Origin of the sequence: Streptomonospora arabica, assembly GCF_039531585.1 — a bacterium.
Lineage (GTDB): Bacteria > Actinomycetota > Actinomycetes > Streptosporangiales > Streptosporangiaceae > Streptomonospora > Streptomonospora halophila.
Map to the genome: position 1 here is coordinate 439,540 of NZ_BAAAQI010000001.1, position 23,489 is coordinate 463,028.

The following is a 23,489-nucleotide window of genomic DNA, read 5'->3' on the forward strand; positions in this document are numbered from 1 at the left end:
TCGGCAGTGCGTGCGTAAAACGGCCCTGCCCGGTGCTGCACACACCGGACAGGGCCTCAGCCCGCGACCTGAGCAGACCAGGTGAGGACTTCATGCCCAAGAATATCCGCCGACGGCGGTCCGCCCGAATTCGCCCCTATGTGCTGCGCCTGGCCGCGCTTCGCACGCCGAACGCGGAGGTGCGCTGACCATGGACGTCTACAGCGCCTCCTTCCCCGGCAGGCCCGAGAACGTCGCCGACGCCCGGAACTGGCTCGACGACCTGCTGCACCGCCGCACCGCCGGCGACCGCCCCGTCCCCGACGACACGCGCGCCACCGCCGTCCTCCTGCTCTCCGAGCTGGCGACCAACGCCCTGCGCCACACCCGCAGCGGCGACGGCGGCGGGTACAACGTGCGGCTGTCGCTGGCCGTCGGCGCCCTGCGCGTGGAGGTCGAGGACGACGGACCGCTCGGCGCCCGCGTACCCCGGCAGCGCACGGCCTCGCCCGACGAGGAGTCCGGGCGCGGCCTCGCGCTCGTCGCCGCCTTCGCCGACGCCTGGGGGCCGCGCTGCCTGGGGCGCGGCGCCTACTTCCGGCTGATGTGGCCGGACCGCGCTGCGCCGCCGCTCCCCCGCCGAAGGCGACGCCCCGGCCGGACCTACGAGGCCGGCAACCCGTTCGCCCCGCCCCGGCGGGGCGACGGCGGCGACGCCCGCATGTGACCGGAGGCGCCGGCGCGGCGCCGCAACGCCGCCGCACCGCTCCGTCACCGCCCGTCCAGCGCCGCATCGAGGCGGCCGTCCAGGGACTCCAGATCGCTGTCGGCGAGCTCGCCCTCCGATTCGCGCAGCAGCCGGTTCAGCTCGCTGTAGAGGACGCTGCTGTAGCGGGCGTAGTACGGGGTGGTGGGGCGGCTGTGGGCGTTGCCGACCTCGTCGAGCAGCAATTGCGAGTACTCGGCGCCGCGGCGGCTCTCGACCGCGGGCCGGGCGGGGGCGTCCTCCGGAGCCAGGGCCTCGGGGCACGCGCCCTCGACCGGTCCGGTGTAGGCCTCGGCCAGCACCGGCGGGTAGCCGCCGCAGTAGAGGAGGCGGCGCTGCTGGTCGGGGGCGGTGAGGTACTCGATGAGGTCCCACGCGGCGCTCTTGTGCTCGGACTCGGTGCTGACCGCGAGGCTCTGCCCGCCGAGCACGCTCTCGCTCGGCAGCGGCGCCACACCGAACTCGATGGCGTCGGCGCCGCCTTCCCCGCCCGCCCTGTCGCCGGCCTCCGCCGGCTCCTGCCCGGTGCCGCCTTCGGCCGCCGGTTCGACGGCGGGGTCGCGCACCAGCTGGTCGTACCACCCCGGCCAGTTGCGCATGGCGACCACCTCGCCGTCGACGAAGTGCCGGAAGCTGTCGTACTCGGTCGCGCCGTCGGCGAGCACCCCCGGGTGCACCGTGCCGTCGGCCAGAGACGCGGCCATCAGGTCCGCCGCGGCCCGCCCCGACTCGGCGGCGAACCGCACCGGCGCCTCCGTGTCGCCGCCGCTGCCGCGCATGTCGTACTTGATCTCCAGAATGTTGACGGTCAGTCCTTCGTAGGGGCCGAACTGGCCGCTGTAGCCGTAGTCGACGCCCTCGGCCCGCGCGGTCTCACGCAGCAGCTCCAGGGTGTCGGCCCAGCCGCCGACCAGGTCGTCCTCCTCCAGCAGGTCGGCACGGTAGTACAGCAGGCCCGCGTCGGCGATGAACGGCCGGGCCCAGACGGCGTCTTCGTAGGTGACGGCCTCCACCGAGGGCTCCAGCACCCCCTGCGCCCCCGTCTCCTCGGGCACCGGCTCGACCCAGCCGTTGCGGGCGAACTCGGCGGTCCACTGGTTGTCGAGGTTGAGGACGTCGTAGGAGAAGCCCTCGGTCTGGGTCCAGCGCAGCAGCTCCGAACGGACCAGATCGGCGCCGCCGGAGATCTCGATCAGCTCGGCGCGGACCTCGCCCTCGCCGCGGTCGGCATTCCACTCGTCGACGAAGTGCCGGTAGAGGCCCCCGCCGGTGACGTCCTCACCGGTGACCAGGGTGATGGTGCCGGGCCCCCTGCCGGGATCCGGTCCCGAGGCGGCGAGCAGGGCCGCGACCAGGACCGCTGCGGCCAGGCAGGCGCTGATCCCCGTCGCCACCGCGACCCGCTCCCGGCGCCGCTCCAGGGAGACCCAGGGCAGCGGGACGGCGGGGCGCCGACGGCCGGAGGCTCCGGGCGGGGCGGAGGCCGCGCCGGCGGGTCCGTCGCCGGGCGGCCCGCCCGGCCGGTCCCCGGGCACGTCCTCGCCCTCTAGGGGTTCCTCGGCCATCAGCCCCTCCGCGCCTCGTCCAGCAGGCCCACGGCCGCCTCGCCCGGCTTGTCGGTGTCGGCCGGCACGCACGTGATGCGCTCGTGCTCGGTCAGCCCGGGGATGCCGCCCACGTCGCAGGGGTCCGATCGGCCCCAGCGCCGGGTCTCGTCGCCCACGGCCAGCACGCGCACCCGCACGTCCGTCCCCTCCAGCCGCCGCTTCAGCGCCTTGGCGCCCAGCCCGCCCTCCTCGGGCTCGCCCACACCGTCGGTGACCACGACGAGCATCGGCGCCGGAGGCTTCCCGCCGCCGTCCCCGGTGCCCGCGTCCCCGCTCTCCGCGCCCTGCGACCACGCGGCCAGCCTCTCGGCGCCGTCGGCGACAACGTCGCGCAGCGGGGTGGACTCCTTGGTCGGCGCGAGCCCTTCCAGCGCCTCGGCGAACCGGTCGCCGTCGCCGCCGCGCCGCTCCAGCGGGACGGCCTCCGCGGCGCCGGTGGCCGAGGGCCCCGCGCCCGCGGGAAACGCCCACAGCCCGAGCGCGTCCTCGGTGCCCGCCGCGCCGGCCAGCTCGGCCGCCTCCTCGCGGGCGGTGGCGAACTTGCGGTGCGGGATGTCCATCGATGTGGAGGTGTCGACAGCGACCAGCACCGAGCCGCCCTGGGCCTCGGTGTACAGGGAGGCCACGGCCGCGGCCCGGTCGCTCCAGACCTGCGGTTCGCCGCGCTCGTTGGGGATCGTCTCGGGCGCGTCCTCCACCCGGGCGGCCACCCGGCCGTTGCCCTGGTCGTCGCGGTAGCCCTCGTAGACGCCCGTCGGCGTCGCACGGACCGCGTCGTTGCTGAAGGACGCCGAGAACGCGGTGGGCGGGGAGTCGCGCAGCGCGGAGAGGTACGCCGCGAACCGGTCCACCTCGCCGGCGACCTCCGCGGTCGCGGCGACCGGCCGGGCCGGGCCGCCGTCCCCGGTGACGCTCACTCCGGAGATGCGCACGAACGGGTGGTCCAGGACCGGAAGCTCGGGCGAGTAGAGCGCGGCGACCTTCCGGCTCGCATCCGGCTCGCCAGGGCAGGCGGTCCGCCAGCGGCCGGTCACGAACGTCTCGTAGACGGCGGCCTCGGTGGTCAGCGCGGCCGTGGGGACGCTGTCGCCGGCGTCGCGGGCCACCTGGCAGACGAGGTCGTGCTCGCTGTCGGCCGCCGCGCCCAGCTCCAGTTCCGCCTCGACCTCGGCGGCCTTGCGCTCGTCGGCCACGGCGCCGTTGCCGGTGATGGCGCCGCGGCCGTGGTAGAGGAACGCGGTGTGCAGCATGGAGGCGATGGAGTCGCGCGGGTCGGTGCGGATCACCCGGACCCCGCCGCGGCCGAACTCCTCGCGCAACCGGGCGTAGGGGTCGGCCATCTCGACCGCCGCGGAGTCGCCGCCGGTGAGCCGCTCGGCCATCTCGCCGGGCAGCGCGAGGACGAGCGGCGTGAGGCGGGTCCACTCCCCCACCTCGATCTCGGTGACCTGCGCAACCGGGGGCCCTGAGGTGTCCGCGCCCCGGCCGCCGCCGTCGTCCGGTGCCGCTCCCGCCGTGGCGCCCGTTCCGGGGCCGTCCGGGTAGGTGGCTGCCGGCTCCCCGCTCCGGCGATCGAGGGCACCGCGCACGAGCAGGGCCTCAGCGGTGGAGCCGGGTATCCACACGTGCGGCAGCGGGCCGAGTCCGGGGTCCCATGCGCCCAGCAGGGCGTCGCGCATCTTCTGGCCGTCGGCCACGGCGTAGACGGTCGTCCGCACGCTACGACAGCGCGCTCCGCCTTCGCCCGCGGCCCGGTCCTGGGCGAACGCGGCGGCGGCGGCCTCCACCGCGGGCACTCCGTCGGGCGTGGTGGCGACGACGAGCTCGGCGGGCGGGTCGCAGGACTCGCCCGAGGGCCAGACCACGACGGCCGCCAGCACGGCGAGGGCCAGAGCCGGGGCGACGAGGTAGCGGCGGACGCGCCGCAGGTGCCGCGACCGCGCATCGGCCTGCTCGGGGGACCGCCGCGGGGTCGGGGGGTCGGGGTCTCCCGCGGTGGCGGCCCTCTCCTCCGACGACGGGGTTTCCCGCGGCCCGGCGGATGCGCCGCTCAGCGCCCAGGCCCACAGCCCGGAGAGCATCCAGACGAGGAGCACCGCCCCGCTCGCGCCCACCAGGAGGGCCCCGTGTCCCTCCAGACCCGCGATCGGCTCGTCCGAGACCAGTTCCAGCAGCCCGCCGCCGAGGATGAGCAGGACGAAGGCCACGGTCTCGTGGATCGCCGTGGAGACCAGCCTGAGCAGGGACACCATGGCTTCCCGGGTCTGGCCGCCCTTTCGGCGATCGCCCCCCATGGGTCCGCCCTCCTGGTCCGCCGGCCGCGCTGTCCGCCGTCCGCGACCACCGCCCGATTGCGGACACCGCAGCGAAGCTGTGGGCCGAAATATACGGGGTCGCGTCCGGTCCGCCGGATAAGGAAGTGCTTTCTGGCCGGAAACGGCCGCGCCCATATCCACCGCGCGGCCGCGCCGGAGGAGGGGACCGGAATGCGCCGGGTGGGCGCGCGGTTCCGGTATCCGGTGTGCGGCGGGCGATCGGCGCTTTCCGCCTGCACGGATGAAGGACGGGGAACGCGGTTTCGAGAAGGGGGAAGATCGCCTCTGCGCGGTACCCGGATTCGGTATCCGCGCAACCTTAGAACCCGCACCGCCTTCCGCGGTCCGCGACCTCGCGAATAATCATCGGATGATGGAATCCGGCTGGGCGAAGAACCCGGACGACCGCCCTTTGCGCGGCGGCATCCCTGCGGCCGGCCCCGCCCGCTCAGACCGGGGGTGGTGCCGGCTACGGCCGCCGGTGCCGTCCGCGCGGTGCGGAGCGGGCGGCGCGCAGCAGGACCGCCGCGAGCGCGATGGCCAGGACGGCCGCTGCGGCTCCGCGGGCCACCGCCGGCACACGCGTGCGGCGCGGCGCCGGCGCCTCCCGGCCGGACGGGCAGGGGCCGGACTTCTGCGGCTGTGGTTCGGACATGGTCAAACTGCCTTTCCGCTGAGTCCGCGAGGGCCGGCAGCAGGCCGGACCGCCGATCTGATGCCGGCCCGGTCTCGCGGATGCTTACGCACACGCAAACAACCGTGCGTTTGCACGTGCATTTTAGGCATGCTACCGATTTGTCCCCGGGACCGCCAGCTACCGAGGCGGTCGGCTCCCGCCCCCGCCTACCGCCCGCGCGGCGCCAGCCCCTCGAAGGCCAGGCGCGTCACGGCGTCGGCGATCGCCGCGGCGTCGTAGCGGCCGTCCGGCCGGTACCACTCGACCAGCGAGTTGACCATTCCGAACAGCAGCCGGCTGGTCAGCTCCGGCGGGATGTCGGCGCGCAGCGAACCCTCGTCGGCGGCGGCGCGCACCAGGTCGGCCAGCTTCGCGTCGATCTCCCGGCGCCGGCGCAGCGCCTCCAGCTCGACCTCGCTGTTGCCGTGCACGCGCAGCAGCAGCGTCACCGCCGGGAGGTGCTCGACCAGCACGTGCACGGCCTGGCGCACTGCGAAGACCAGGCGGTCGCCGGCGGTTCCGTGTGCCCCGTCCTCGCTGGCCACGGCGGTGTCGATGACCTCAGCCAGCGCGTCCAGCGCCTCATTGAGCGCGCCCTTGAGCAGGTCGGCCTTACTCGGGAAGTGGTGGTAGATGGCCGACTTGGTCAGCCCCAGCTCGCGGGCGAGGTCGCCGACGCTCGTGCCGTCGTAGCCCCTGCGGTTGAACAGGTCCACGGCGCAGCGAAGGACCGTCTCCTGGTCGTACCCGGGCCGCCCGCGGCGCGGCGCCTGCCTGGTCGGCGAAGGGCGTGGCATGGAGCCCACGATCCCATACGCGCCCGAGCGGCGGAAACGCGGAGCGGAGCCCCCGCAGAGGGCTCCGAAGGCGCGCGGGCCGATCGCGTGTCCCGGCGCCGGGCGCCGGGCGCGGCGCGGCGCCGCCCGCTCCGGTGCGGGCGGGACCGCCTCAGCTGTTCATGAACTCCTCGTAGGCCTCCAGCACCTCTTCGGTGGGGCCGTCCATCACCAGGCTGCCGCTCTCCAGCCACAGCACCCGGTCGCAGGTGTCGCGGATGGACTTGTTGCTGTGGCTGACCAGGAAGACCGTGCCCGCCTCGCCGCGCAGCTCGCGGATGCGCGCCTCGGAGCGCCGGCGGAACTTGCGGTCGCCGGTGGCCAGCGCCTCGTCGATCATCAGCACGTCGTGGTTCTTGGCCGAAGCGATCGCGAAGCGCAGCCGGGCGGCCATGCCCGAGGAGTAGGCGCGCATCGGCAGCGAGCTGAAGTCGCCCTTCTCGTTGATCCCGGAGAACTTGATGATGTCCTCGCGCTTCTCGTAGGCCTCCTGCGGCGTCATGCCCATCGCCAGGCAGCCGAGGATGACGTTGCGCTCGCCGCTGAGGTCGTTCATCAGGGCGGCGTTGACGCCCAGCAGCGAGGGCTGGCCCTCGGTGTAGACGCGGCCGGCCTCGGCCGGCATCAGCCCGGCGATCGCGCGCAGGATCGTGGACTTGCCGGAGCCGTTGGAGCCGATCACGCCGATGGCCTCGCCCCGGTAGGCGGTGAAGCTCACGCCCTTGATGGCGTGCACCGTGCGGCCGCCCTTCTTCTCCGAAGCGTCGGAGCGCCCCGTCAGGCGGCGCAGCGCCCGGGAGGCGCGCCCGCGGCCGTTCCGCCGCTGCTCCTGCGGCTGCTCCTGCCGGGCCGCTGCGGCCTGGGCGCGCAGCTCGGCCTTGCCCTTGCCGCCGCCCTTGCCCCTGCCGCCGGCCGCGGAGCCGCGCAGGCGGTAGACGATGTGCAGGTTGTCCACGATGACCGTGGGCGGCTGCTCCTGCTCCGCCTCGGCCTGCCCGCTCTGCTGGGCCTGTTCGGACACGTCAGTCACGGCCGTACTCCTCCTCAGCCCGGTAGAAGTAGACGAACCCCGCGAACAGCGAGAGCAGCGCCCAGCCGAGGGCGAGCAGCCAGACGTGGTCCGGCAGGTACTCGGTGCCGAAGTTCTCGGTGTTCATCAGCGCGAATCGCATGAGGTCGATGTAGACGGCGGCCGGCTGCATGTCCAGCAGGTGCAGTACCCACGGGGGTGCGTCCGCGGCCCGGTCCTCCACCAAGTACAGCACGCCCGACCCGTACATCCAGGCACGCAGCACGAACGGCAGCCACTGCGCGGCGTCGGTCGACTTGCTGCCCAGCCGGGCCGCCCACATCGCCAGGCCGGTGTTGAACATCAGCTGCAGCGCCAGGACGGGCACGACCAGCAGCCAACCCCAGTCGGGGTAGTTGCCCCGCGCCACGACGATCACGATCAGCACCACCATGGAGATCGCGATCTGCCGGAGCTGGATGGTCACCTGCGTGAGCGGCAGCACCGCGCGGGGGAAGTGCAGCGCCCGGATCAGTCCGCGCTCGCCGGAGATGGACTTCACGCCGCTCGTCATCGTGTTGCGGGTGAAGGTGAACACGAACACGCCGGTCACCAGGAACGAGACGAAGTCCGCCACGCCCCGGCTGGTGCCGAGGAGGAGACCGAAGATCAGGTAGTACACCGCCGCGTTCAGCAGCGGAGTCAGGACGAACCAGAGCCCGCCGAGCCGGGCTCGGGTGTACTTGGCGCTCGACCGCGCTCTTGCGAACTCGCCGATGAAGTACCGGTGCTGCCACAACCTGCGGAGGTACTCGACCAGGCCCGGCCGCGCACCGCTGACCGACAGCCCGTGCTCGGCCGCCAGGTGCGCTGCTTCGGGATCCGGCCGATCCCTGGTGATTCCGTCTTGTGCCACGCTTCTGCTCACTTCGGGTTGCTCTCAGAAACTAAGGGGTGGGGGCGCCGCGACAGCTCCCGACCAGTGCTTCACCTGCGAAATCACGTCAGAACGCAACCGTTTCGTCGCTCCGCCAGCGTAGATCGAAAAAGGACAGAACGCAACCGTTTCGTCCTGCGTTAGGATGGCCTTGTGTCCGATGCAGAGAACCAACCCCGACGAGGGCGACGCGCACCCGCGGGAGCCGCTGTTCTGCAGAAGGATGTCACGGTGGCGATCCAGGCGGCCGTCTTCACCGAACTCGCGAAGCACGGGTACGGGCGCCTGTCCATCGAGGCCGTGGCCAGGCGGGCGGGCGTCGGCAAGACGGCAATCTACCGCCGCTGGAGCTCCAAGCTGCAAATGGTCGTCGAGGTCGTCTCGGCGGCCGCGGTGAAGGTGATGCCGGTGCCTGACACCGGAACGCTGAGCGGCGACATACGCGAACTGCTCGATGCGGGGGCCCAGGCGATGCGCCACCCTCTGGCATCGCAGATCGTACCCGACCTTTTGGCCGAAGCGGCTAGGAACCCCGACATAGCCGAAACTCTGGAGAACGCGCTGCGGGAGACGCAGCAGGGCCTCAGCGCGGTGATGGTCAAGAACGCGGTCGAGCGAGGCGACCTCCCCGCCGACACCGACGCCGAACTCGTCTTCGACATGGTCTTCGGCCCGCTGTACTGGCGCGTCGCCGTCACCCGCAGGCCCGCCTCCGACGACTACCTGGACAGCCTGGCCGAGGGCGCGACCGCGGCCCTGATCGCCGCGCACGGCCCCACTGCACCGCCGGGCGGTCAAGAGGCCGCCGGATAGCCGGCGTGCTGCGGCACCGGGCCGCGGCGGGGATACGGACCCGTGAAGGAGGCACTCCGCTATAGCCGCCGAATTCCGGCCGCATCCGCCACCCCGCCCGTCTCTCCAGGCCATACGAAGACCCCGGGGCTGCACGACGTGTGACACGTACTACTACGCTGCCTGCTTCGCCGGTGTGCAGGGGTCAATGGCAGGGGGACGGCTATGAGCTGGAGCGATGTCAACACGTGGGGCAAACGCGCCCTGGCGGCGTCCACCGTGGCGGCGCTGCTCGCGGGCGGCTTCGGCGGCTACGTGTGGGTGGCGCAGCAGTCGCCCGGTGCCCGGCTGGCCGAGGCGTGCAGCGGCATGCTGCCGGTGGACGAGGTGCTGGCGCTGACCGGTACGACCGCGAGCGGATTCGGCGGCGACGACCTCGAACTCAGCAGCACCACCTACGACCACACGCCGGGCGTGGCGGAACCGGACGGACTCCCGGCATCCTGCACAGCCAACTACGTCCGCGTGCAGATCGAGACGGTGAGCGGCAGTAGCGAACCCATTGTCACCGGCGACTCCAGCGGCCCTGACGAGCCGCTTCCGGTACCGCTGCCCGCCGACTGGTCCGGCTTTCTGGTCAGCGAAGACGAGGGGGACAGCCTCGGCGCCTCCGTCCTGCTGGACTGCCCGAACTGGGATCGCCGGCAGGGTTCCGGCATCCTGGTCAACGTCGAAACCGGGGGCTACTCCTCCGTGCTGCGCGATACGGCCCGTGTCGCCACCGCGACCGCGGAGCGGGCGGCGCGGGCCACCGGCTGCGAAGCCGAGCCCGGCGGCAGGATCGGCGAGATCGATTCCCCGGACGCCACCGTTGCCCACCTGCGGGCCCACCGCGCCGAAGGCACCTGCAAGGGCGTGGCGTCGCACCTGTGGGTGCTGGAGACGGCCGCGCGCACCGCACCGGTCGAATCCTGCGTGCTTGAAGGCTCGCTGGCGCTGCGGTCCTCCTACGGCCCCTACGTGCGCAACGCCGGCGAGCAGAGATACGGCGGTTGGGGGGCGGCCACCGGTGCCACCTCCACCGCCGTGTGGGGTTCGGCGGCCTGCGGCGGCGCCCTGGGCGACGCCGTGTACTCGGTGCATCCCGTCGAGGACAGCGGTCGCAGCTTCGCCGACACCCCGCTGACCCGAAGCGAGCACGCCGATCTGCGCACCTTCGCCGAAGCCTCGGCCGAGCGGCACGGCTGCGCAGAGCCCGACCTGCCCGCCGAACCCTCCGAGCCCGCCGGTTGACAGGCCGTCGAGTAAGCGGATGATCGCCGACCCGCAGGACCCGCCCCCTATGATCTGTAGCTATCGTGAAGGAAAACGATTTCCATTTGCGATGGCTACAAGATCGGCGGGAGTCGGCTGCACGGGCCGGTGCCGTGCGAGTCGAGACCGGTTCGTTATGCGCGCCCGTGCGACCGCCGGACGGCGAGTTCACGGCGGACGCGGGGCCGCGCAGCCGAAGGGTTCGAGGCGCCTGCCCCGGCGGCGGCAGCGAATGTGTCCATTGACACACTACCCGCGCGCTGGCACGATCCGGTGTGGGAGCGCTCCCAGACGCCGGTCCCACAACAACAGCACATCGGCGAGTCCCCGCCCGCTCTTCACGATCCCCCATCCCCCAACGTGAGGACTCTCATGAGCCCATCCCCATCCCGCGGCGGATTCGCCGCAGGGGCGGTCACGGCCGCCTCCGCTCTCGCATTGTCCCTGCTGGCCGGAGCCCCCGCCGCGCAGGCGGCCGAGCTCGTGGTCAACGGCTCGTTCGACGACGGCAAGACCGGCTGGTGGAACACCGAGAACGCCCCCGCCGAGGTCGCCGACGGCCGGTTGTGCGCCGACGTCGAAGGAGGCACCGCCAACGCCTGGGACGCGATCGTCGGCCAGGACGGCGTCTCCCTCACCTCCGGCGAGTCCTACGAGCTGACCTTCACCGCCAGCGCCGAACCGGGGACCACCGTCCGCGCACTGGTCCAGGAGCCGGTGGACCCCTACACCGCCTACCTGACCGAGAACCCGGCCCTCACCGCCGAACCGCAGACCTTCAGCTACGTCTTCACCGCCGACGCGACCCTCGAGGACGCCCAGCTGGCCTTCCAGATCGGCGGCGAGGCCGACGCCTGGACGTTCTGCCTGGACGACGTGTCGCTGCAGGACGGCGCCGAGCCGCCCGTCTACGAACCCGACACCGGTCCGCCGGTCAAGGTCAACCAGGTCGGCTACCTGCCGGACGGGCCCAAGAACGCCACGCTGGTCACCGACGCCACCACGGCTCAGCCCTGGACACTGAACGACGCCGCGGGCGAGGCGGTGGCCGAGGGGCGGACCGAGCCGCAGGGCACCGAGCAGAGCTCGGGGCAGAACGTCCACTCCATCGACTTCGGCGACTTCACGACCGAGGGGACCGGGTACACGCTCACCGTCGGCGAGCACACCAGCCACCCCTTCGACATCTCCGGCAGCGCCTACAAGGCCTTGCGCACGGACGCGCTGTCGCTGTACTACCCCCAGCGCAGCGGCATCGAGATCGACGACTCCCTGATGCCCGGCTACGGCCGCGCGGCCGGCCACGTCGGCGTCGAGCCCAACCAGGGGGACCTCAGCGTGCCGTGCGCCCCCGACTCCGGCTGCGACTACGAGCTGGACGTCTCCGGCGGCTGGTACGACGCCGGCGACCACGGAAAGTACGTGGTCAACGGCGGCATCTCCGCGGCACAGGTGATGAGCGTGTGGGAGCGCACCTCCTACGCCGACTCGGCCCGCCCGGAGCGGCTGGAGGACGGCACGCTGTCGATCCCCGAGCAGGGCAACGGGGTCCCCGACGTGCTGGACGAGGCGCGCTGGGAGATGGACTTCCTGATGAGGATGCAGGTGCCCGAGGGCGAGGAGCTCGCCGGAATGGCGCACCACAAGATCCACGACGCGGAGTGGACCGGCCTGCCGCTGATGCCGGCCGACGATCCCCAGCCCCGCTACCTCCAGCCGCCCTCCACTGCGGCCACGCTCAACCTCGCTGCCACCGGCGCGCAGTGCGCCCGCGTGTTCGAGCCCTACGACGCCGACTTCGCCGACCGGTGCCTCGCGGCCGCCGAGACGGCGTGGCAGGCGGCGCAGGCCAATCCGGAGGTCTACGCACCGGCCGAGGGCGTCGGCGGCGGCCCCTACAACGACGACGACGTCTCCGACGAGTTCTACTGGGCCGCGGCCGAGCTGTTCATCACCACCGGCGAGCAGTCCTACGAGGACGCGGTCCTGGACTCCCCGCTGCACACCGAGGACGTCTTCACCGCCGGAGGCCTCTCCTGGGGCGCCGTGGCGGCGCTCGGCCGGATGGACTTGGCACTGGTGCCCAACGAGCTCGACGACCGCGACCGCGTGGCCGACTCGGTGACCGCCGGCGCCGACGGGTACCTGGAAACGCTGCGGGACCACCCCTTCGGTCTGCCCTACGCGCCCCCGGAGAACGAGTTCGTGTGGGGCTCCAACAGCCAGGTGCTCAACAACATGGTGGTCATGGCCGCGGCCTACGACCTCACCGGCGACACCGCCTACCGCGACGGCGTGCTGGAGGGCATGGACTACATCATGGGCCGCAACGCCCTGGGCCAGTCCTACGTCACCGGCTACGGCGAGAACGACGCCCGCAACCAGCACAGCCGCTGGTACGCCAACCAGCTCGACCCGGACCTGCCCAACCCGCCCGCCGGCACGCTCTCGGGCGGACCCAACTCGCAGGCGGGCACCTGGGACCCCGTCGCGCAGGAGAAGCTGGAGGGCTGCGCTCCCCAGTTCTGCTACATCGACGACATCGAGTCCTGGGCCACCAACGAGCTGACCATCAACTGGAACGCGCCGCTGGCGTTCGTGTCCTCGTTCGTCGCCGACCAGACCGGCTCCGGCGGCGTCCCGGACGAGGACGAGACGGCCCCCACGGCCCCGGGCGAGCCCGCGGTCTCGGACGTCACCTCGTCGGAGGCGACCCTGACCTGGGACGCCTCGACCGACGAGGGTGGCAGCGGTGTCGACGGCTACGACGTCTACCGGGTGGACGGCGACTCCGCCCAGAAGATCGGCTCCGCCGACGGCACCTCCTTCACCCTGACCGGGCTGGAGGCCGACACCGAGTACACCGTCCACGTCGTCGCCCGCGACGGGGCGGGCAACGAGTCGGAGCCGGGCCCCAGCGCCGCGTTCACCACCGAGCCGGGTGATACCGGCGGCGGAGCGGCCTGCGAGGTCGAGTACACCTCCAGCGACTGGGACGGCGGGTTCAGCGCGTCGGTGACGGTCACCAACACCGGCGACTCCGCGATCCGCGACTGGAAGCTGGGCTTCGCGTTCACCGAGGGCCAGCGGCTCAAGCACGGGTGGAACGCCGAGTGGTCCCAGGACGGAGACGCGGTCACGGCCACCGGCCTGTCGTGGAACTCCGACATCCCTGCGGGGTCCTCGGTCAGCGCCGGGTTCAACGGCAGCCACGAGGGCTCCAACCCCGCTCCCGAGGAGTTCACGGTCAACGGCGAGACCTGCGCCTGACAGACCCTCCTCCGCCGGGCCGGCCGCCGCGCGTGCGCGGCGGCCGGCCGCCGTCGTGGCCGCGCCGTGCTGAGGGCGAGCGCCGGCCCGCGCCGCAGACGGGTGCAGCCGGGGAGCGCATCAACCGCCGCCGCCCCCTCCACCGCCGCCGCCGGCGCCACCACCGCCGCCGCCTCCGCCTCCTCCGCCGCCACCGGCTCCGCCGGCTCCGCCGCCGCCCCCGGCGCCGCCGAAGCCGCCCCCGCGGCCGCGGGTGGTGCCGGTGCTGCTCCCCCCGGCGCCCCCGAAGATGACGTTGACGACGAGGACGGCGGCGATGACGAGCCCGATCGTGACGAAGACCGTCCCCATGCCCGGCGAATCGAGGAAGCCGCCCGCTTCCCGCCCGGTCTCCTCCCCCTCCGGGATGCGCGCGGAGTCCGCCTCCAGCTCGAGGTCGACGCTGAAGGCCTCCCCCGGGTCGACGGGTCCGCTGGTGAACTCCGCGTCGCCGCCCTGGACGTCGGAGCTTGCGCAGGAGTCCTCCGAGGAGGGCTCGCCCGCGTAGCACTCCGCGCTCTCGATCGCTCCGGGCGCGTGCACCCGGGCCCGCGCCGACTCGACGGGGACCTCCCACCCGCTGCCCACGATGTCCTGGAACAGCCGGGGGCGCTCGTCCAGGCCGGAGGTGGAGGTGAGGAGGCTGGTGTAGGTGTAGGTATAGGCGAAGGTCTTCTCGCCGGTGAGCTGCGGGTCGCCGGCCTCCTCCCCGATGGCGGCCACGTCGGAGTCGCCGCTGGTGTAGGTGCTGACGGCGTCGACTCCCCCGGAGTCGGCCACGGTCAGGTCCACCAGACCGAAGTCGTGCTCCTCGCCGTCGATCTCGCCGCTGTGCGGCAGCCACCGCTCCACCGGGTCGCCCGGCGTGTCGCCGAGGCGGTAGGTCAGCTCCTCGCGGACCCGCACCTCGCCGTCCTCGGTGACGGTGACGTCGGCGGCGAACTCGGTGATCACCCGCTCGGACCCCTCCGCGCCGGCCGCAGCGGGCGGCAGCGCCACCGGTGCCGCGGCCAGCGCCGCGGCCGCCGCCCCCGCTCCCAGCGTTCGCGCGGACGTCTTCCACCTCATGGGTCCGGCCGACTGGGGCCGGTTCGTCTTCGCCTCCATGCACGGTCCGACACCGCGGCCGCGCAGCGGGTTCCGGCACGCCCGCCACGTGGCCGGTTCCGGCCCCGTCCGCCCGTGCGGCCCCGGCCGCGACGTGAGGACCGCCACTCCGCGCGGAGCCGGGGGCCGGCTGTCGAAACGGGACGGCGTGGGTAGTGGGAGCCGCGGCAGACGGCGGCATCGGGAAGCGAGGCGGTATGGACGGGTCGCCGGTGTGGGCCGGCGCGCTGGTGATGATCGCCGCCGCCGTCGTCCTGCTCGTCGTCGGCGGGCCGTTCACCCGGCTGGTGGACCGGCTCGCCGACCGCACCGGGCTCGGCGAGACGCTGGCCGGCATCATCCTGGTGGGTGCGGTGACCGCGCTGCCGGGCCTGATCACCAGTATCCTCGGCGCCGCCCGCGGCGACGCGGCGTTCGCGATGAACAACGCCCTGGGCGGTATCGCGCTGCAGACGACCTTCATCGCCCTGGCGGACCTGTTCTACCGGCGCGCCAACCTCGAACACGCCGCCGCCTCGCTGCCCAACCTGCTCGCCCCGGTCGGGCTGTCCATCATGCTCGGCACCGTGCTGGTCTCGGGCGTGGGGCCGCAGTTCGACGTCATGGGGGTGCATCCGGCCTCGGTGCTGCTGGTGCTGCTGTACGTGTACTGGCTGCGGTTGTCGCGCAGAGTGGGATCGCACCCCATGTGGCGGGTGACCCCGACCCGCAACACGCGCCAAGACGAGCCCGACCCCGCCTCCGAGCGGCCGGGCGAGTCCATGGCGGCGATGTGGGCGAAGTTCGCGGCGCTCGCGGCCGTCGTCTCGGTCACGGGCTACGCCGTCGGCGAGGCCGGGCTGGCGATGATCGAGCAGACGGGCCTGTCGGGCGGCGTGGTCGGCGCCGTGGTGACCGGCTTCGTCACCTCGCTGCCCGAGCTGGTCACCGTGCTCTACGCGGTGCGGATCCGTGCCCTGCACCTGGCGCTGGGCGACATCATCGGCGGAAACGGCTTCGACGTGCTGTTCCTGTCGGCGGCCGACCTGGTCTACCGGGAAGGGCCGATCTACGGCGCGATGACGCCGCAGGTGGAGCTGCTGATCGGGCTGGGCATCGTACTCAACCTGCTGGTGGCGGCCGGTCTGATCCGCCGCCAGGAGCACGGGATCGGGTTCGAGGGCGTGGCGATGTTCGGCGCCTACGTGATCGGCACGGCCTTCCTGGTCGCGATGGGCTAGCCGGCGGAGGGGGCGTCCCCGCCGCCGGTGCCCCCGCCCCCGGCCGGGGCGTCGGGCGCCGCGGGGTCGGCGGGAGCTCCGGCGCGCAGCAGGTCGGGCTCGATGTAGATGTGCCCGGCGATGGGCACGGCCGCGCGGATGCGCTCCTCGGCGGCGTCGATGGCGCGCGCCACGTCGGCGGCGCTGTCGTCGGTGCTGACGGCGATCTTGACGGCGACCAGCAGGTCCTCGGGGCCCAGGTGCAGGGTGCGCATGTGGATGACGGCCTCCACGTCGGGGGTGGCCACCAGCGCCTCGCGGACGCGGCGCAGGTCCTCGGGGCTCGCGGACTCCCCGATGAGCAGGCTCTTGACCTCCACCGCCAGCACGACGGCGATCACGACCAGCAGGAGGCCGATGGCGGCGGTGCCGACTCCGTCCCACACTCCGTTGCCGGTGATCAGGGTCAGCCCGACGCCGACCAGCGCGAAGACCAGGCCGAGCAGCGCGCCCAGGTCCTCCAGCAGCACCACCGGCAGCTCCGGCGACTTGGAGCGGCGCACGAAGCGCACCCAGCTCGCGTTGCCGCGCACCGCGTTCGACTCGCGGACGGCGGTGCGCAGGGACATCGACTCCAGCCCGATCGCGACCACCAGCACGGCGACCGGCACCCACTGCCAGGACTCGATGGGGTGGGGTTCGGAGATCTTGTGCCAGGCCTCGTAGAGCGCGAACAGGCCGCCCAGGCTGAACAGCACGATCGCGACGAGGAACGCGTAGAGGTAGCGCTCCTGGCCGTAGCCGAAGGGGTGCTCGGGGTCGGCGCGGCGCCTGGCCCGCCTGCCGCCGACGAGCAGCAGCGCCTGGTTGCCGGAGTCGGCCACGGAGTGGATCGACTCGGCGAGCATCGACGAGGAGCCGGTCAGCAGGAACGCGACGAACTTGGTGACGGCGATGCCCAGGTTGGCGGCCAGCGCCGCGACGATCGCCTTCGTGCTTCCCCCGGTGCTCACGTGCTCCCCCGACTCCCCCCGGAATCTGCGTTCGGATGCCGTGGGCATCCTAGTGCGCCCCGGAGCGCGGGCGGCGGCGGAGGCGGAGGGACACGCGGACGCAGGTCCGGCAGGGCCGCGGCGGGTCCCGCGCACCGCGGCTCAGCGATCGCGGCTCGCGGCACCGGTGCCGCGAGCCGAGGGTGCGGCGGGACGGTCCCCCCGCGCGCCGGACCCGTGGGCGGGGGGTCCCGGCACCTCGCCCGGCTCCCGCCCGTGCGCCTGTTCGCCGCCGGCATCGGAGTCCGTGCGGACGGCGGGCTCGCGCCTGCCCGAGCGGCCGATGATGGCGTCCAGGGCGGCGACGTGCCCGCGGAAGGCGGCGTCGCCCTGCTCGGTGATGTCCACCAGTGTGCGCCGCCAACCGCGCCCGAGGTCGACCTTGCGCACGGTGAGGTAGCCGGCCGACTCCAGCGCGCTGAGGTGCTTGGACAGGACGGAGTCGCTGACGCCCACCTCGTCGCGGATGAACCGGAACTCGACTCCCTTGCCCGCGGCGATCATGGCCATGACCGACAGCCGCGTGGAGGCGTGGATGAGCTCGTCGAACCGCGGCTCGGGCACTAGAGCGCCCCCTTCGCGGCGGAGGCCCGCCGGCCGAAGCCGATCCGGCCCAGCCAGCGCACGAAGAACCAGGACAGCACCGCCGCCGGTACCGCCGCGGGCAGCGGTGCGGCCCACTCCGGCAGGAAGCCTTCGGCGACCTGCTGCGAGGCCCAGAACACCGCGAACATCGCCGCCAGCCACGCGGCCGCGCCCGCCAGGCGGGCCGGCGTCCACACGCGGCGCGGACCGCTCACGGCGGCCCGGGCGGCCCGCCGGATGCCCAGTACGACGGCCAGCAGGAGCAGCGCGAACCCGAGGCCGGCCAGGAGGATCGACAGGCCCGCGCCCAGTTCGACGCTCGCCAGGACCACGTAGAAGCCCACGGCGTAGAGAAGGTCCATCCACCACAGCGGGCGGTTGCGGCTGAGCTCGGACTCCACCGACTCCCGGCGCCGCCGCACGTCCGCCAGTGCGGCGCGCGCCTCGTGCTCGCTGTCCATCCCGCTCCCTCTCGCATCGCCGAACCGTTCCACTTTCCACAATAGAAAGCGGACCCGCTTTCCGTCAAGGAAACCGGCTGGGCGGGCCTGGGACGCGCCGGGAGGCGGGTGGCGCCGGCGGGACTCGGCGACGAGGCGGCGGGGCCGATCACGGGCCGCCGCACGGGGGCGGCGTCCGGGGGCGGCGTCCGCCCGGCGGTCCGGGCCGGCGGGCGAGCGGGAGGCGCCCTCAGCGGGCGGCGGTTCGGCGGCCGGCGGATGCGGGACGCGCGCCCGGGGCGGCGTGGGAACGCCGCCGGACGGGAAGGGCGCGCCGCCGGATGGACGGAATCCGGCGGCGCGCCCGCGCCCTGCCCGCTACGCCCGGAACGGCAGGACGGCCCTGCTGCGCAACGCTAGAGGACCGCGCCGATCGGCGTCGCCGGGCTGGCCGGAGGCGGCCAGCCGAGCGTTCAGGCCTGCCCGGCCTCCCCGGCCGTCTCGTCGCGGTACTCGGCGCCCGGCAGGTACGCGAACTCGCCGCGGCGGTACTCGATGTGCTCGGCCAGCGCCTGACGCCACGACTCGCCGTTGGCCCGCTCCCAGCGGCGGACCCGGGTGTTGGCCATCGCCAGCAGCGGGACGTAGGGGGTCGCGTCCTCGGCGCCGAGCCCCAGCGCGTCGGCGAGCTCGTCGCCCTGGATCAGCCGGGTCAGCGCGTCCAGCAGCCGCCTGACGGCGCCGCCCTGCAGCGGCAGCACCGAACCCAGGGGGCCCGTGGCCAGCGCGTCCAGCAGGGCGTGCACGAGCGCGCCCGCGGTCTCGTCCGGACGGCCGTTGGCCGTTTCGAGCAGCCCGAGCACCCGCTCGGCCGATGCGTGGTCGACCACGTCGGCGCAGAAGCGCGGGTCCACGCCCAGCAGCGCCCCGAGGTGGCGCCAGTAGCGGTAGAGGTCGCGCTCCTCGTCCCCGGTCAGCACGATGCCGACCTTCTCCAGCGCGCGGAAGGGCACGACGGTGAAGTCCAGCCAGGTGCGCGCGGCGTCGGCCTGGTTGATGGGCACACCCCACCGCCGGGCGTCCCACCCGCGCCGCTGCGCTGCCGCGCGGACACGGGCGTGCAGGAGGCGGACCTGGACCGTGTCGACGTAGCCGGGCGCACCGCGCAGCAGGCCGCCGGGCAGGATCGCGTTGGTGCGCCACAGCCCCGTCTCGCCGAGCCGCCGCCCGGCGGACTCGGTGAGCTTGCCGGTCCCGATGAGGACCCGGGCGATCGCCGGTGCGCTGTAGGTGTGCACCAGCGACCCCAGGGCGAGCGCGATCCGGCTCCAGAACGGGTCGATGGCGATGCTGGCGACGTCGCCCCGCTCCAGCAGTTGCCGGTCCGCCCCGGCGACCGCCTCCTCCGACTCCCGCAGCAGCTCCGCGATCCCGTCGGGGGCCTCCGGCAGCGACGCGAGACCGTCGCGCAGGCCCGCGGCGAAGGTGCGGCGGGCCGCGGCGCCGCCGGCGGACAGTTCGGCGAAGGCGGCGTCGGCGACCGGGTCGCCGGTGCGCAGGCTCTCGGCGAGGAGCGCGACCCGGGACTCGCCGTGCTCCCGGGCCGCCTGTTCGGGCTCGCGCAGGCGCATCGGGGCGGCGGGGACTGATCGGTCGGACATCCGGACCTCTCTGCAGGGTGCTGCCGTGCGCGGGGCACAGCGGCGCGGGTCGTCGCCGCACGGCGGCAAGCCGCGCACGCGCGGCGCGCGTGCGGCGCCGCGCGGGCACCCTACACACCGCCGCGGCCGCCCACCGCCCGGGTCCCTCGCGCTCGGCCCCTCGCGCCCGCGCACGTGTCGCCCGCCACAGCGCGACACCGCCCGCGCATCGCGCGTCCGCGCGCGGGCAGCGCCTAATGTGCAGGCGCAGACAGCGCACAGAACGGCCTCCGGGCTCGGGGGACCGCACACGTCCAGCAGGGGGCAGCAATGGACACACCGGCCGACATCGGCGTCACCGGCCTGGCCGTGATGGGCCGCAACCTCGCGCGCAACCTCGCCCGCAGCGGGTACTCGGTCGCGGTGCACAACCGCACACCCGCCAGGACCCGCGCTCTCGTGGAGGAGTTCGGCGGCGAGGGCGCCTTCCGGCCCGCCGAGTCGGCGAAGGACTTCGTCGCCTCGCTGAAGCGGCCCCGGAGGCTGATCACCATGGTCAAGGCGGGCGAGGCGACCGACGCCGTCATCGCCGAGTTCGCCCCGCTGCTCGACGAGGGCGACGTCATCGTCGACGGCGGCAACGCCCACTTCGCCGACACCCGCCGCCGCGAGCGCGCGCTGCGCGAGCGAGGCATCCACTTCGTGGGCGCCGGGATCTCCGGCGGCGAGGAGGGCGCGCTGCACGGACCCAGCATCATGCCCGGCGGCTCCGCCGAGGCCTACGACTCGCTGGGCCCGATGCTGGAGACCATCGCCGCCAAGGCGGCCGACGGCTCGCCCTGCACGACCCACGTCGGCACCGACGGCGCCGGACACTTCGTCAAGATGGTGCACAACGGCATCGAGTACGCCGACATGCAGCTCATCGGCGAGGCCTACCACCTGCTGCGCGACGTCGCCGGCTACAGCCCCGGGCAGATCGCCGAGGTGTTTCGGACCTGGAACGGCGGGCGGCTGGACTCCTACCTGATGGAGGTCTCGGCCGAGGTGCTGGCCCACACCGACGCCGAGACCGGCGCGCCGTTCGTCGACGTGGTCGCCGACCGCGCCGAGCAGAAGGGCACCGGGCGCTGGACCGTGCAGACCGCGCTTGAGCTGGGTGTGCCGGTTTCGGGCATCGCCGAGGCCGTGTTCGCGCGCTCCCTCTCCGGCCACACGAGCCTGCGCGCGGCGGGCGCCGGCCTGCCCGGCCCCCGCGCCGAGGCCATGGACACCGACGCCGCCGGCAGATTCGCCGACCAGGTCGAGCAGGCGCTCTACGCGTCGAAGCTGGTCTCCTACGCCCAGGGCTGGCACATGCTGCGCGCGGGCGCCGAGGAGTACGGCTGGGACCTCGACCTGGGCGCGATCGCGGCGATCTGGCGCGGCGGGTGCATCATCCGGGCGGCGTTCCTGGACCGCATCCGCTCGGCCTACGCCGCCGCCCCCGGTCTGGAGACGCTGCTGGCCGACGCCGACTTCGCGGCGGAGATCGGCCGCGCCCAGGGCGACTGGCGGGCCGTCGCGGCCACGGCACTGCGCCACGGCGTCCCGGCGCCCGGGTTCTCCGCGGCGCTGGCGTACTACGACGGGCTGCGCGCGGACCGGCTGCCGGCCGCCCTCACCCAGGCCCAGCGCGACTTCTTCGGAGCGCACACCTACCGCCGCGTGGACCGCGACGGCGTCTTCCACACGCTCTGGGGCGGCGACCGCACCCAGGAGCGCGCCGACTGAGCGCCCGCGAGCGCTCCGGGGCCGGGTCGCGTCCCGGCCCCGGGCTGCCGGCCCGCCGCGTGCGGGCCGCGGGTCAGACGCCGCGCCGCATGGCGCGCGTCCCCAGGGCCAGTCCCGCGGCCGCCACGGCGGCGGCCGCCAGGGCTCCGTGCAGTACCACCGCCTCGGCGAACCGCCCGGCGAACAGCGCTCTCTCGGCGTCGGCGATGTAGGCGACGGGGTTGACGGCGGCGGCCGCCCGCAGCCAGGCCGGCCCGGAGTCGAGCGGCAGCAGCACGCCCGATAGCAGGAGCAGCGGGAACAGCAGCATCTGGGTGACGCCGTAGAACAGCTCGCCGTTGGGCTGGGAGGCCAGCGCCAGCGTGAACGACAGCGCGCCCAGCCCCACGCCGAACACGGTCAGCAGCGCGAGCCCCGCCAGCACGCCCAGCGGGTGCAGCTCGAACCCCAGCGGCAGCGCGAGCGCGACGATCAGCACCGCCTGCACGGCCAGCACCACCGACTCCTTCAGGGTCCGCCCGATCAGCATGGCGGTGCGGTTCAGCGGGCTGACCAGCATCCGCTCCAGCGAGCCGCCGAGCAGCTCCACCAGCAGCGTGTAGCCGGCCATCATCGGCCCGAACAGGCACAGCAGCACCAGTACGCCGGGCACGAACCACTGCCATGGCGGCTGCCCGCCGGCGAAACCGCCCGAGCCGCCCAGCAGCGGGCCGAACAGGAACAGGAACAGCAGCGGCTGGACCATGGTGAAGGCCAGGCCGACCGGTTCCCGCACGGTCGGGCCGGCCTCGCGCAGGAGCACCGTCCAGGTGTCGTGCAGAAAGGAGCCGCCCCGGTGCGGCCGGGGCTCCGCGGAGCCGGTGGTGGGCGAGTAGCTCGCGGGTGCGTTCATGCGGCGGCCTCCTCCGCTCGCTCGGACTCCTCCAGGCTGCGGCCGGTCAGGGCGAGGAAGACGTCGTCGAGGGTGGGCCGCGCGGTCTCCGCGGCGGCGGCCGTGACGCCGGCGCCTTCCAGGACGCGCAGGAGCGCGGGCAGCGCCGCGTCGGCGCGCGGCACCCGCACCTCGACGCGTCCGCCGTTCCCCGTCGCGACCTGTCCGGGCCCGAACATGCGCGCCGCCGTGTCGGCGACCGCCGCGAGGTCGACCGCGTCGGCGGGTTCGACGGAGACGAGGTCGCCGGCGAAGTCGCGCTTGAGCCGGTCGGCGGTGCCGTCGGCGATGACGCGTCCGCCGTCGATGACGACCACGCGTTCGGCCATCGTGTCGGCCTCCTCCAGATAGTGGGTGGTCAGGAACAGGGTCGTGCCGTAGTGCTCGCGCAGCCGCAGGATGTACTCCCACACGCTCGCGCGGCTGTGCGGGTCGAGCCCCGTGGTGGGCTCGTCGAGGAACAGCAGCGGCGGGCGGTGCACCAGCCCCAGCGCGATGTCGAGGCGGCGCCGCTGGCCGCCCGACAGCGTCGAGGGCGTGCGGCGGGCCATCGGGACCAGGTCGAGCGTCTCCAGCACCTCGTCGGCGCGCCGGCGGGCCTGCGCGCGGCTCATTCCGTAGCAGCGGCCCTGGTTGACGAGCTCGTCGCGCACCCGGAAGTTCTCGCCCGCACCGCTGCGCTGGCCGACATAGCCGATCCGGGCGCGCACACCCGCGGGATCGGCCGCGATGTCGCACCCGGCCACCGTGGCGGTCCCGGAGGTGGGCGGCAGCAGTGTGGTGAGCATGCGCAGGCAGGTCGACTTCCCCGCCCCGTTGGGACCGAGGAACGCGACGAGCTGCCCCGGTTCGACGTCGATGTCCAGGCCGCGCACCGCCTCGACCCGCTCTCGTTTGACCTTGAAGCTCCGGGTCAGCCCCCGGGCACGGATCATCTCGCCCCTCCATGGATTCTCGTCCCGGAAATTCCGGGCACAACTGGGACACCCCCTGGTGGGGGCGGCCGAGGAACGAATCGATTCTGGATCCGCGGGTTCTTGGAAAGCAAATGCGAACACCACGTTCACGTTTTTCTGACCTGCGAAAACGCCGCCCCGAATCCGGCCGCCGAGCGCCGCCCGGGCGCCTTTTTCCACCCCCCTGCCTGGAGGTTCGGCCGCGATCGAATTCGCGCGTGAATTCACGGCCCCGCCGGACCGTTCCCCTGCCGCCCCGCGCGCGG

Annotated in this window: 19 protein-coding genes; 6 read left to right on the forward strand and 13 right to left on the reverse strand. The window is 73.7% G+C overall.

Annotated features, from left to right (window positions below; all coding sequences use genetic code 11):
* Positions 1 to 190: 190 nt before the first annotated feature.
* Positions 191 to 706: an ATP-binding protein gene (locus ABD284_RS01910; RefSeq protein ID WP_344140283.1), complete on the forward strand. Its 516-nt coding sequence runs from the start codon at positions 191 to 193 to the stop codon at positions 704 to 706.
* Positions 707 to 750: 44 nt separating this feature from the next.
* Here ABD284_RS01910 and ABD284_RS01915 read toward each other — a convergent pair whose 3' ends face one another.
* From ABD284_RS01915 to ABD284_RS01940, 6 genes are all read right to left on the reverse strand, one after another.
* Positions 751 to 2,310, reverse strand: a complete 1,560-nt coding sequence (locus ABD284_RS01915) for an extracellular solute-binding protein (RefSeq protein ID WP_344140285.1) — start codon at positions 2,308 to 2,310, stop codon at positions 751 to 753.
* The gene (locus tag ABD284_RS01920) at positions 2,310 to 4,646 is read right to left on the reverse strand and encodes a hypothetical protein (RefSeq protein WP_344140287.1); all 2,337 of its coding nucleotides are present in this window, start codon (positions 4,644 to 4,646) and stop codon (positions 2,310 to 2,312) included. Before ABD284_RS01920 ends, ABD284_RS01915 begins: the two co-directional genes overlap by 1 nt.
* Positions 4,647 to 5,136: 490 nt before the next feature.
* On the reverse strand, positions 5,137 to 5,322 hold the full coding sequence (locus tag ABD284_RS01925) for a hypothetical protein (RefSeq protein WP_344140289.1): 186 nt from the start codon (positions 5,320 to 5,322) through the stop codon (positions 5,137 to 5,139).
* Between the two features lie 188 nt (positions 5,323 to 5,510).
* On the reverse strand, positions 5,511 to 6,140 hold the full coding sequence (locus ABD284_RS01930; protein ID WP_344140291.1) for a TetR/AcrR family transcriptional regulator: 630 nt from the start codon (positions 6,138 to 6,140) through the stop codon (positions 5,511 to 5,513).
* A gap of 151 nt (positions 6,141 to 6,291) precedes the next feature.
* The gene (locus ABD284_RS01935) at positions 6,292 to 7,200 is read right to left on the reverse strand and encodes an ABC transporter ATP-binding protein (protein WP_344140762.1); all 909 of its coding nucleotides are present in this window, start codon (positions 7,198 to 7,200) and stop codon (positions 6,292 to 6,294) included.
* A gap of 1 nt (position 7,201) precedes the next feature.
* Positions 7,202 to 8,104 (reverse strand): ABC transporter permease, encoded by a 903-nt coding sequence (locus ABD284_RS01940; protein ID WP_344140293.1) that lies wholly within the window; start codon positions 8,102 to 8,104, stop codon positions 7,202 to 7,204.
* A gap of 252 nt (positions 8,105 to 8,356) precedes the next feature.
* On the opposite strand from ABD284_RS01940, the gene ABD284_RS01945 reads away from it, so the two are divergent.
* The 3 genes from ABD284_RS01945 (at position 8,357) to ABD284_RS01955 (ending at position 13,501) form a co-directional block, all read left to right on the forward strand.
* Positions 8,357 to 8,938, forward strand: a complete 582-nt coding sequence (locus tag ABD284_RS01945; RefSeq protein ID WP_344140295.1) for a TetR/AcrR family transcriptional regulator — start codon at positions 8,357 to 8,359, stop codon at positions 8,936 to 8,938.
* Between the two features lie 204 nt (positions 8,939 to 9,142).
* Positions 9,143 to 10,210 carry a hypothetical protein gene (locus ABD284_RS01950; RefSeq protein WP_344140297.1) on the forward strand — a complete coding sequence of 356 codons (1,068 nt, stop codon included), beginning with the start codon at positions 9,143 to 9,145 and terminating at the stop codon, positions 10,208 to 10,210.
* A 393-nt stretch (positions 10,211 to 10,603) separates the two neighbouring features.
* Entirely contained in the window at positions 10,604 to 13,501 is a 2,898-nt protein-coding gene (locus ABD284_RS01955; RefSeq protein ID WP_344140299.1) for a glycoside hydrolase family 9 protein, read from the forward strand.
* 120 nt (positions 13,502 to 13,621) lie between these two features.
* On the opposite strand, the gene ABD284_RS01960 is transcribed toward ABD284_RS01955, so the two are convergent.
* Complete coding sequence (locus ABD284_RS01960; RefSeq protein ID WP_344140301.1) at positions 13,622 to 14,647, reverse strand: DUF2207 domain-containing protein; 1,026 nt, start codon at positions 14,645 to 14,647, stop codon at positions 13,622 to 13,624.
* A gap of 197 nt (positions 14,648 to 14,844) precedes the next feature.
* On the opposite strand from ABD284_RS01960, the gene ABD284_RS01965 reads away from it, so the two are divergent.
* Positions 14,845 to 15,867 (forward strand): sodium:calcium antiporter, encoded by a 1,023-nt coding sequence (locus ABD284_RS01965; protein WP_344140303.1) that lies wholly within the window; start codon positions 14,845 to 14,847, stop codon positions 15,865 to 15,867.
* On the opposite strand, the gene ABD284_RS01970 is transcribed toward ABD284_RS01965, so the two are convergent.
* The 4 genes from ABD284_RS01970 to ABD284_RS01985 form a co-directional block, all read right to left on the reverse strand.
* Positions 15,864 to 16,859, reverse strand: coding sequence for a cation diffusion facilitator family transporter (locus tag ABD284_RS01970; RefSeq protein WP_344140305.1), 996 nt, complete (start codon positions 16,857 to 16,859; stop codon positions 15,864 to 15,866). The two genes, ABD284_RS01965 and ABD284_RS01970, sit on opposite strands and share 4 nt — an antisense overlap.
* A 141-nt stretch (positions 16,860 to 17,000) precedes the next feature.
* Positions 17,001 to 17,462: a winged helix-turn-helix domain-containing protein gene (locus tag ABD284_RS01975; protein ID WP_344140307.1), complete on the reverse strand. Its 462-nt coding sequence runs from the start codon at positions 17,460 to 17,462 to the stop codon at positions 17,001 to 17,003.
* Positions 17,462 to 17,944, reverse strand: a complete 483-nt coding sequence (locus tag ABD284_RS01980) for a hypothetical protein (RefSeq protein ID WP_344140309.1) — start codon at positions 17,942 to 17,944, stop codon at positions 17,462 to 17,464. Before ABD284_RS01980 ends, ABD284_RS01975 begins: the two co-directional genes overlap by 1 nt.
* A gap of 452 nt (positions 17,945 to 18,396) precedes the next feature.
* Entirely contained in the window at positions 18,397 to 19,584 is a 1,188-nt protein-coding gene (locus tag ABD284_RS01985) for an oxygenase MpaB family protein (RefSeq protein ID WP_344140311.1), read from the reverse strand.
* A gap of 309 nt (positions 19,585 to 19,893) precedes the next feature.
* On the opposite strand from ABD284_RS01985, the gene gndA reads away from it, so the two are divergent.
* Positions 19,894 to 21,336: an NADP-dependent phosphogluconate dehydrogenase gene (gndA, locus tag ABD284_RS01990; protein WP_344140313.1), complete on the forward strand. Its 1,443-nt coding sequence runs from the start codon at positions 19,894 to 19,896 to the stop codon at positions 21,334 to 21,336.
* Between the two features lie 73 nt (positions 21,337 to 21,409).
* Here the strand turns inward: gndA and ABD284_RS01995 are convergent, their stop codons facing one another.
* Positions 21,410 to 22,228, reverse strand: a complete 819-nt coding sequence (locus ABD284_RS01995; protein WP_344140315.1) for an ABC transporter permease — start codon at positions 22,226 to 22,228, stop codon at positions 21,410 to 21,412.
* A complete protein-coding gene (locus ABD284_RS02000) occupies positions 22,225 to 23,202 on the reverse strand; it encodes an ABC transporter ATP-binding protein (protein ID WP_344140317.1) in 978 nt (325 codons plus the stop codon). The genes ABD284_RS01995 and ABD284_RS02000 overlap by 4 nt, the downstream gene beginning before the upstream one ends.
* Between the last annotated feature and the right edge of the window lie 287 nt (positions 23,203 to 23,489).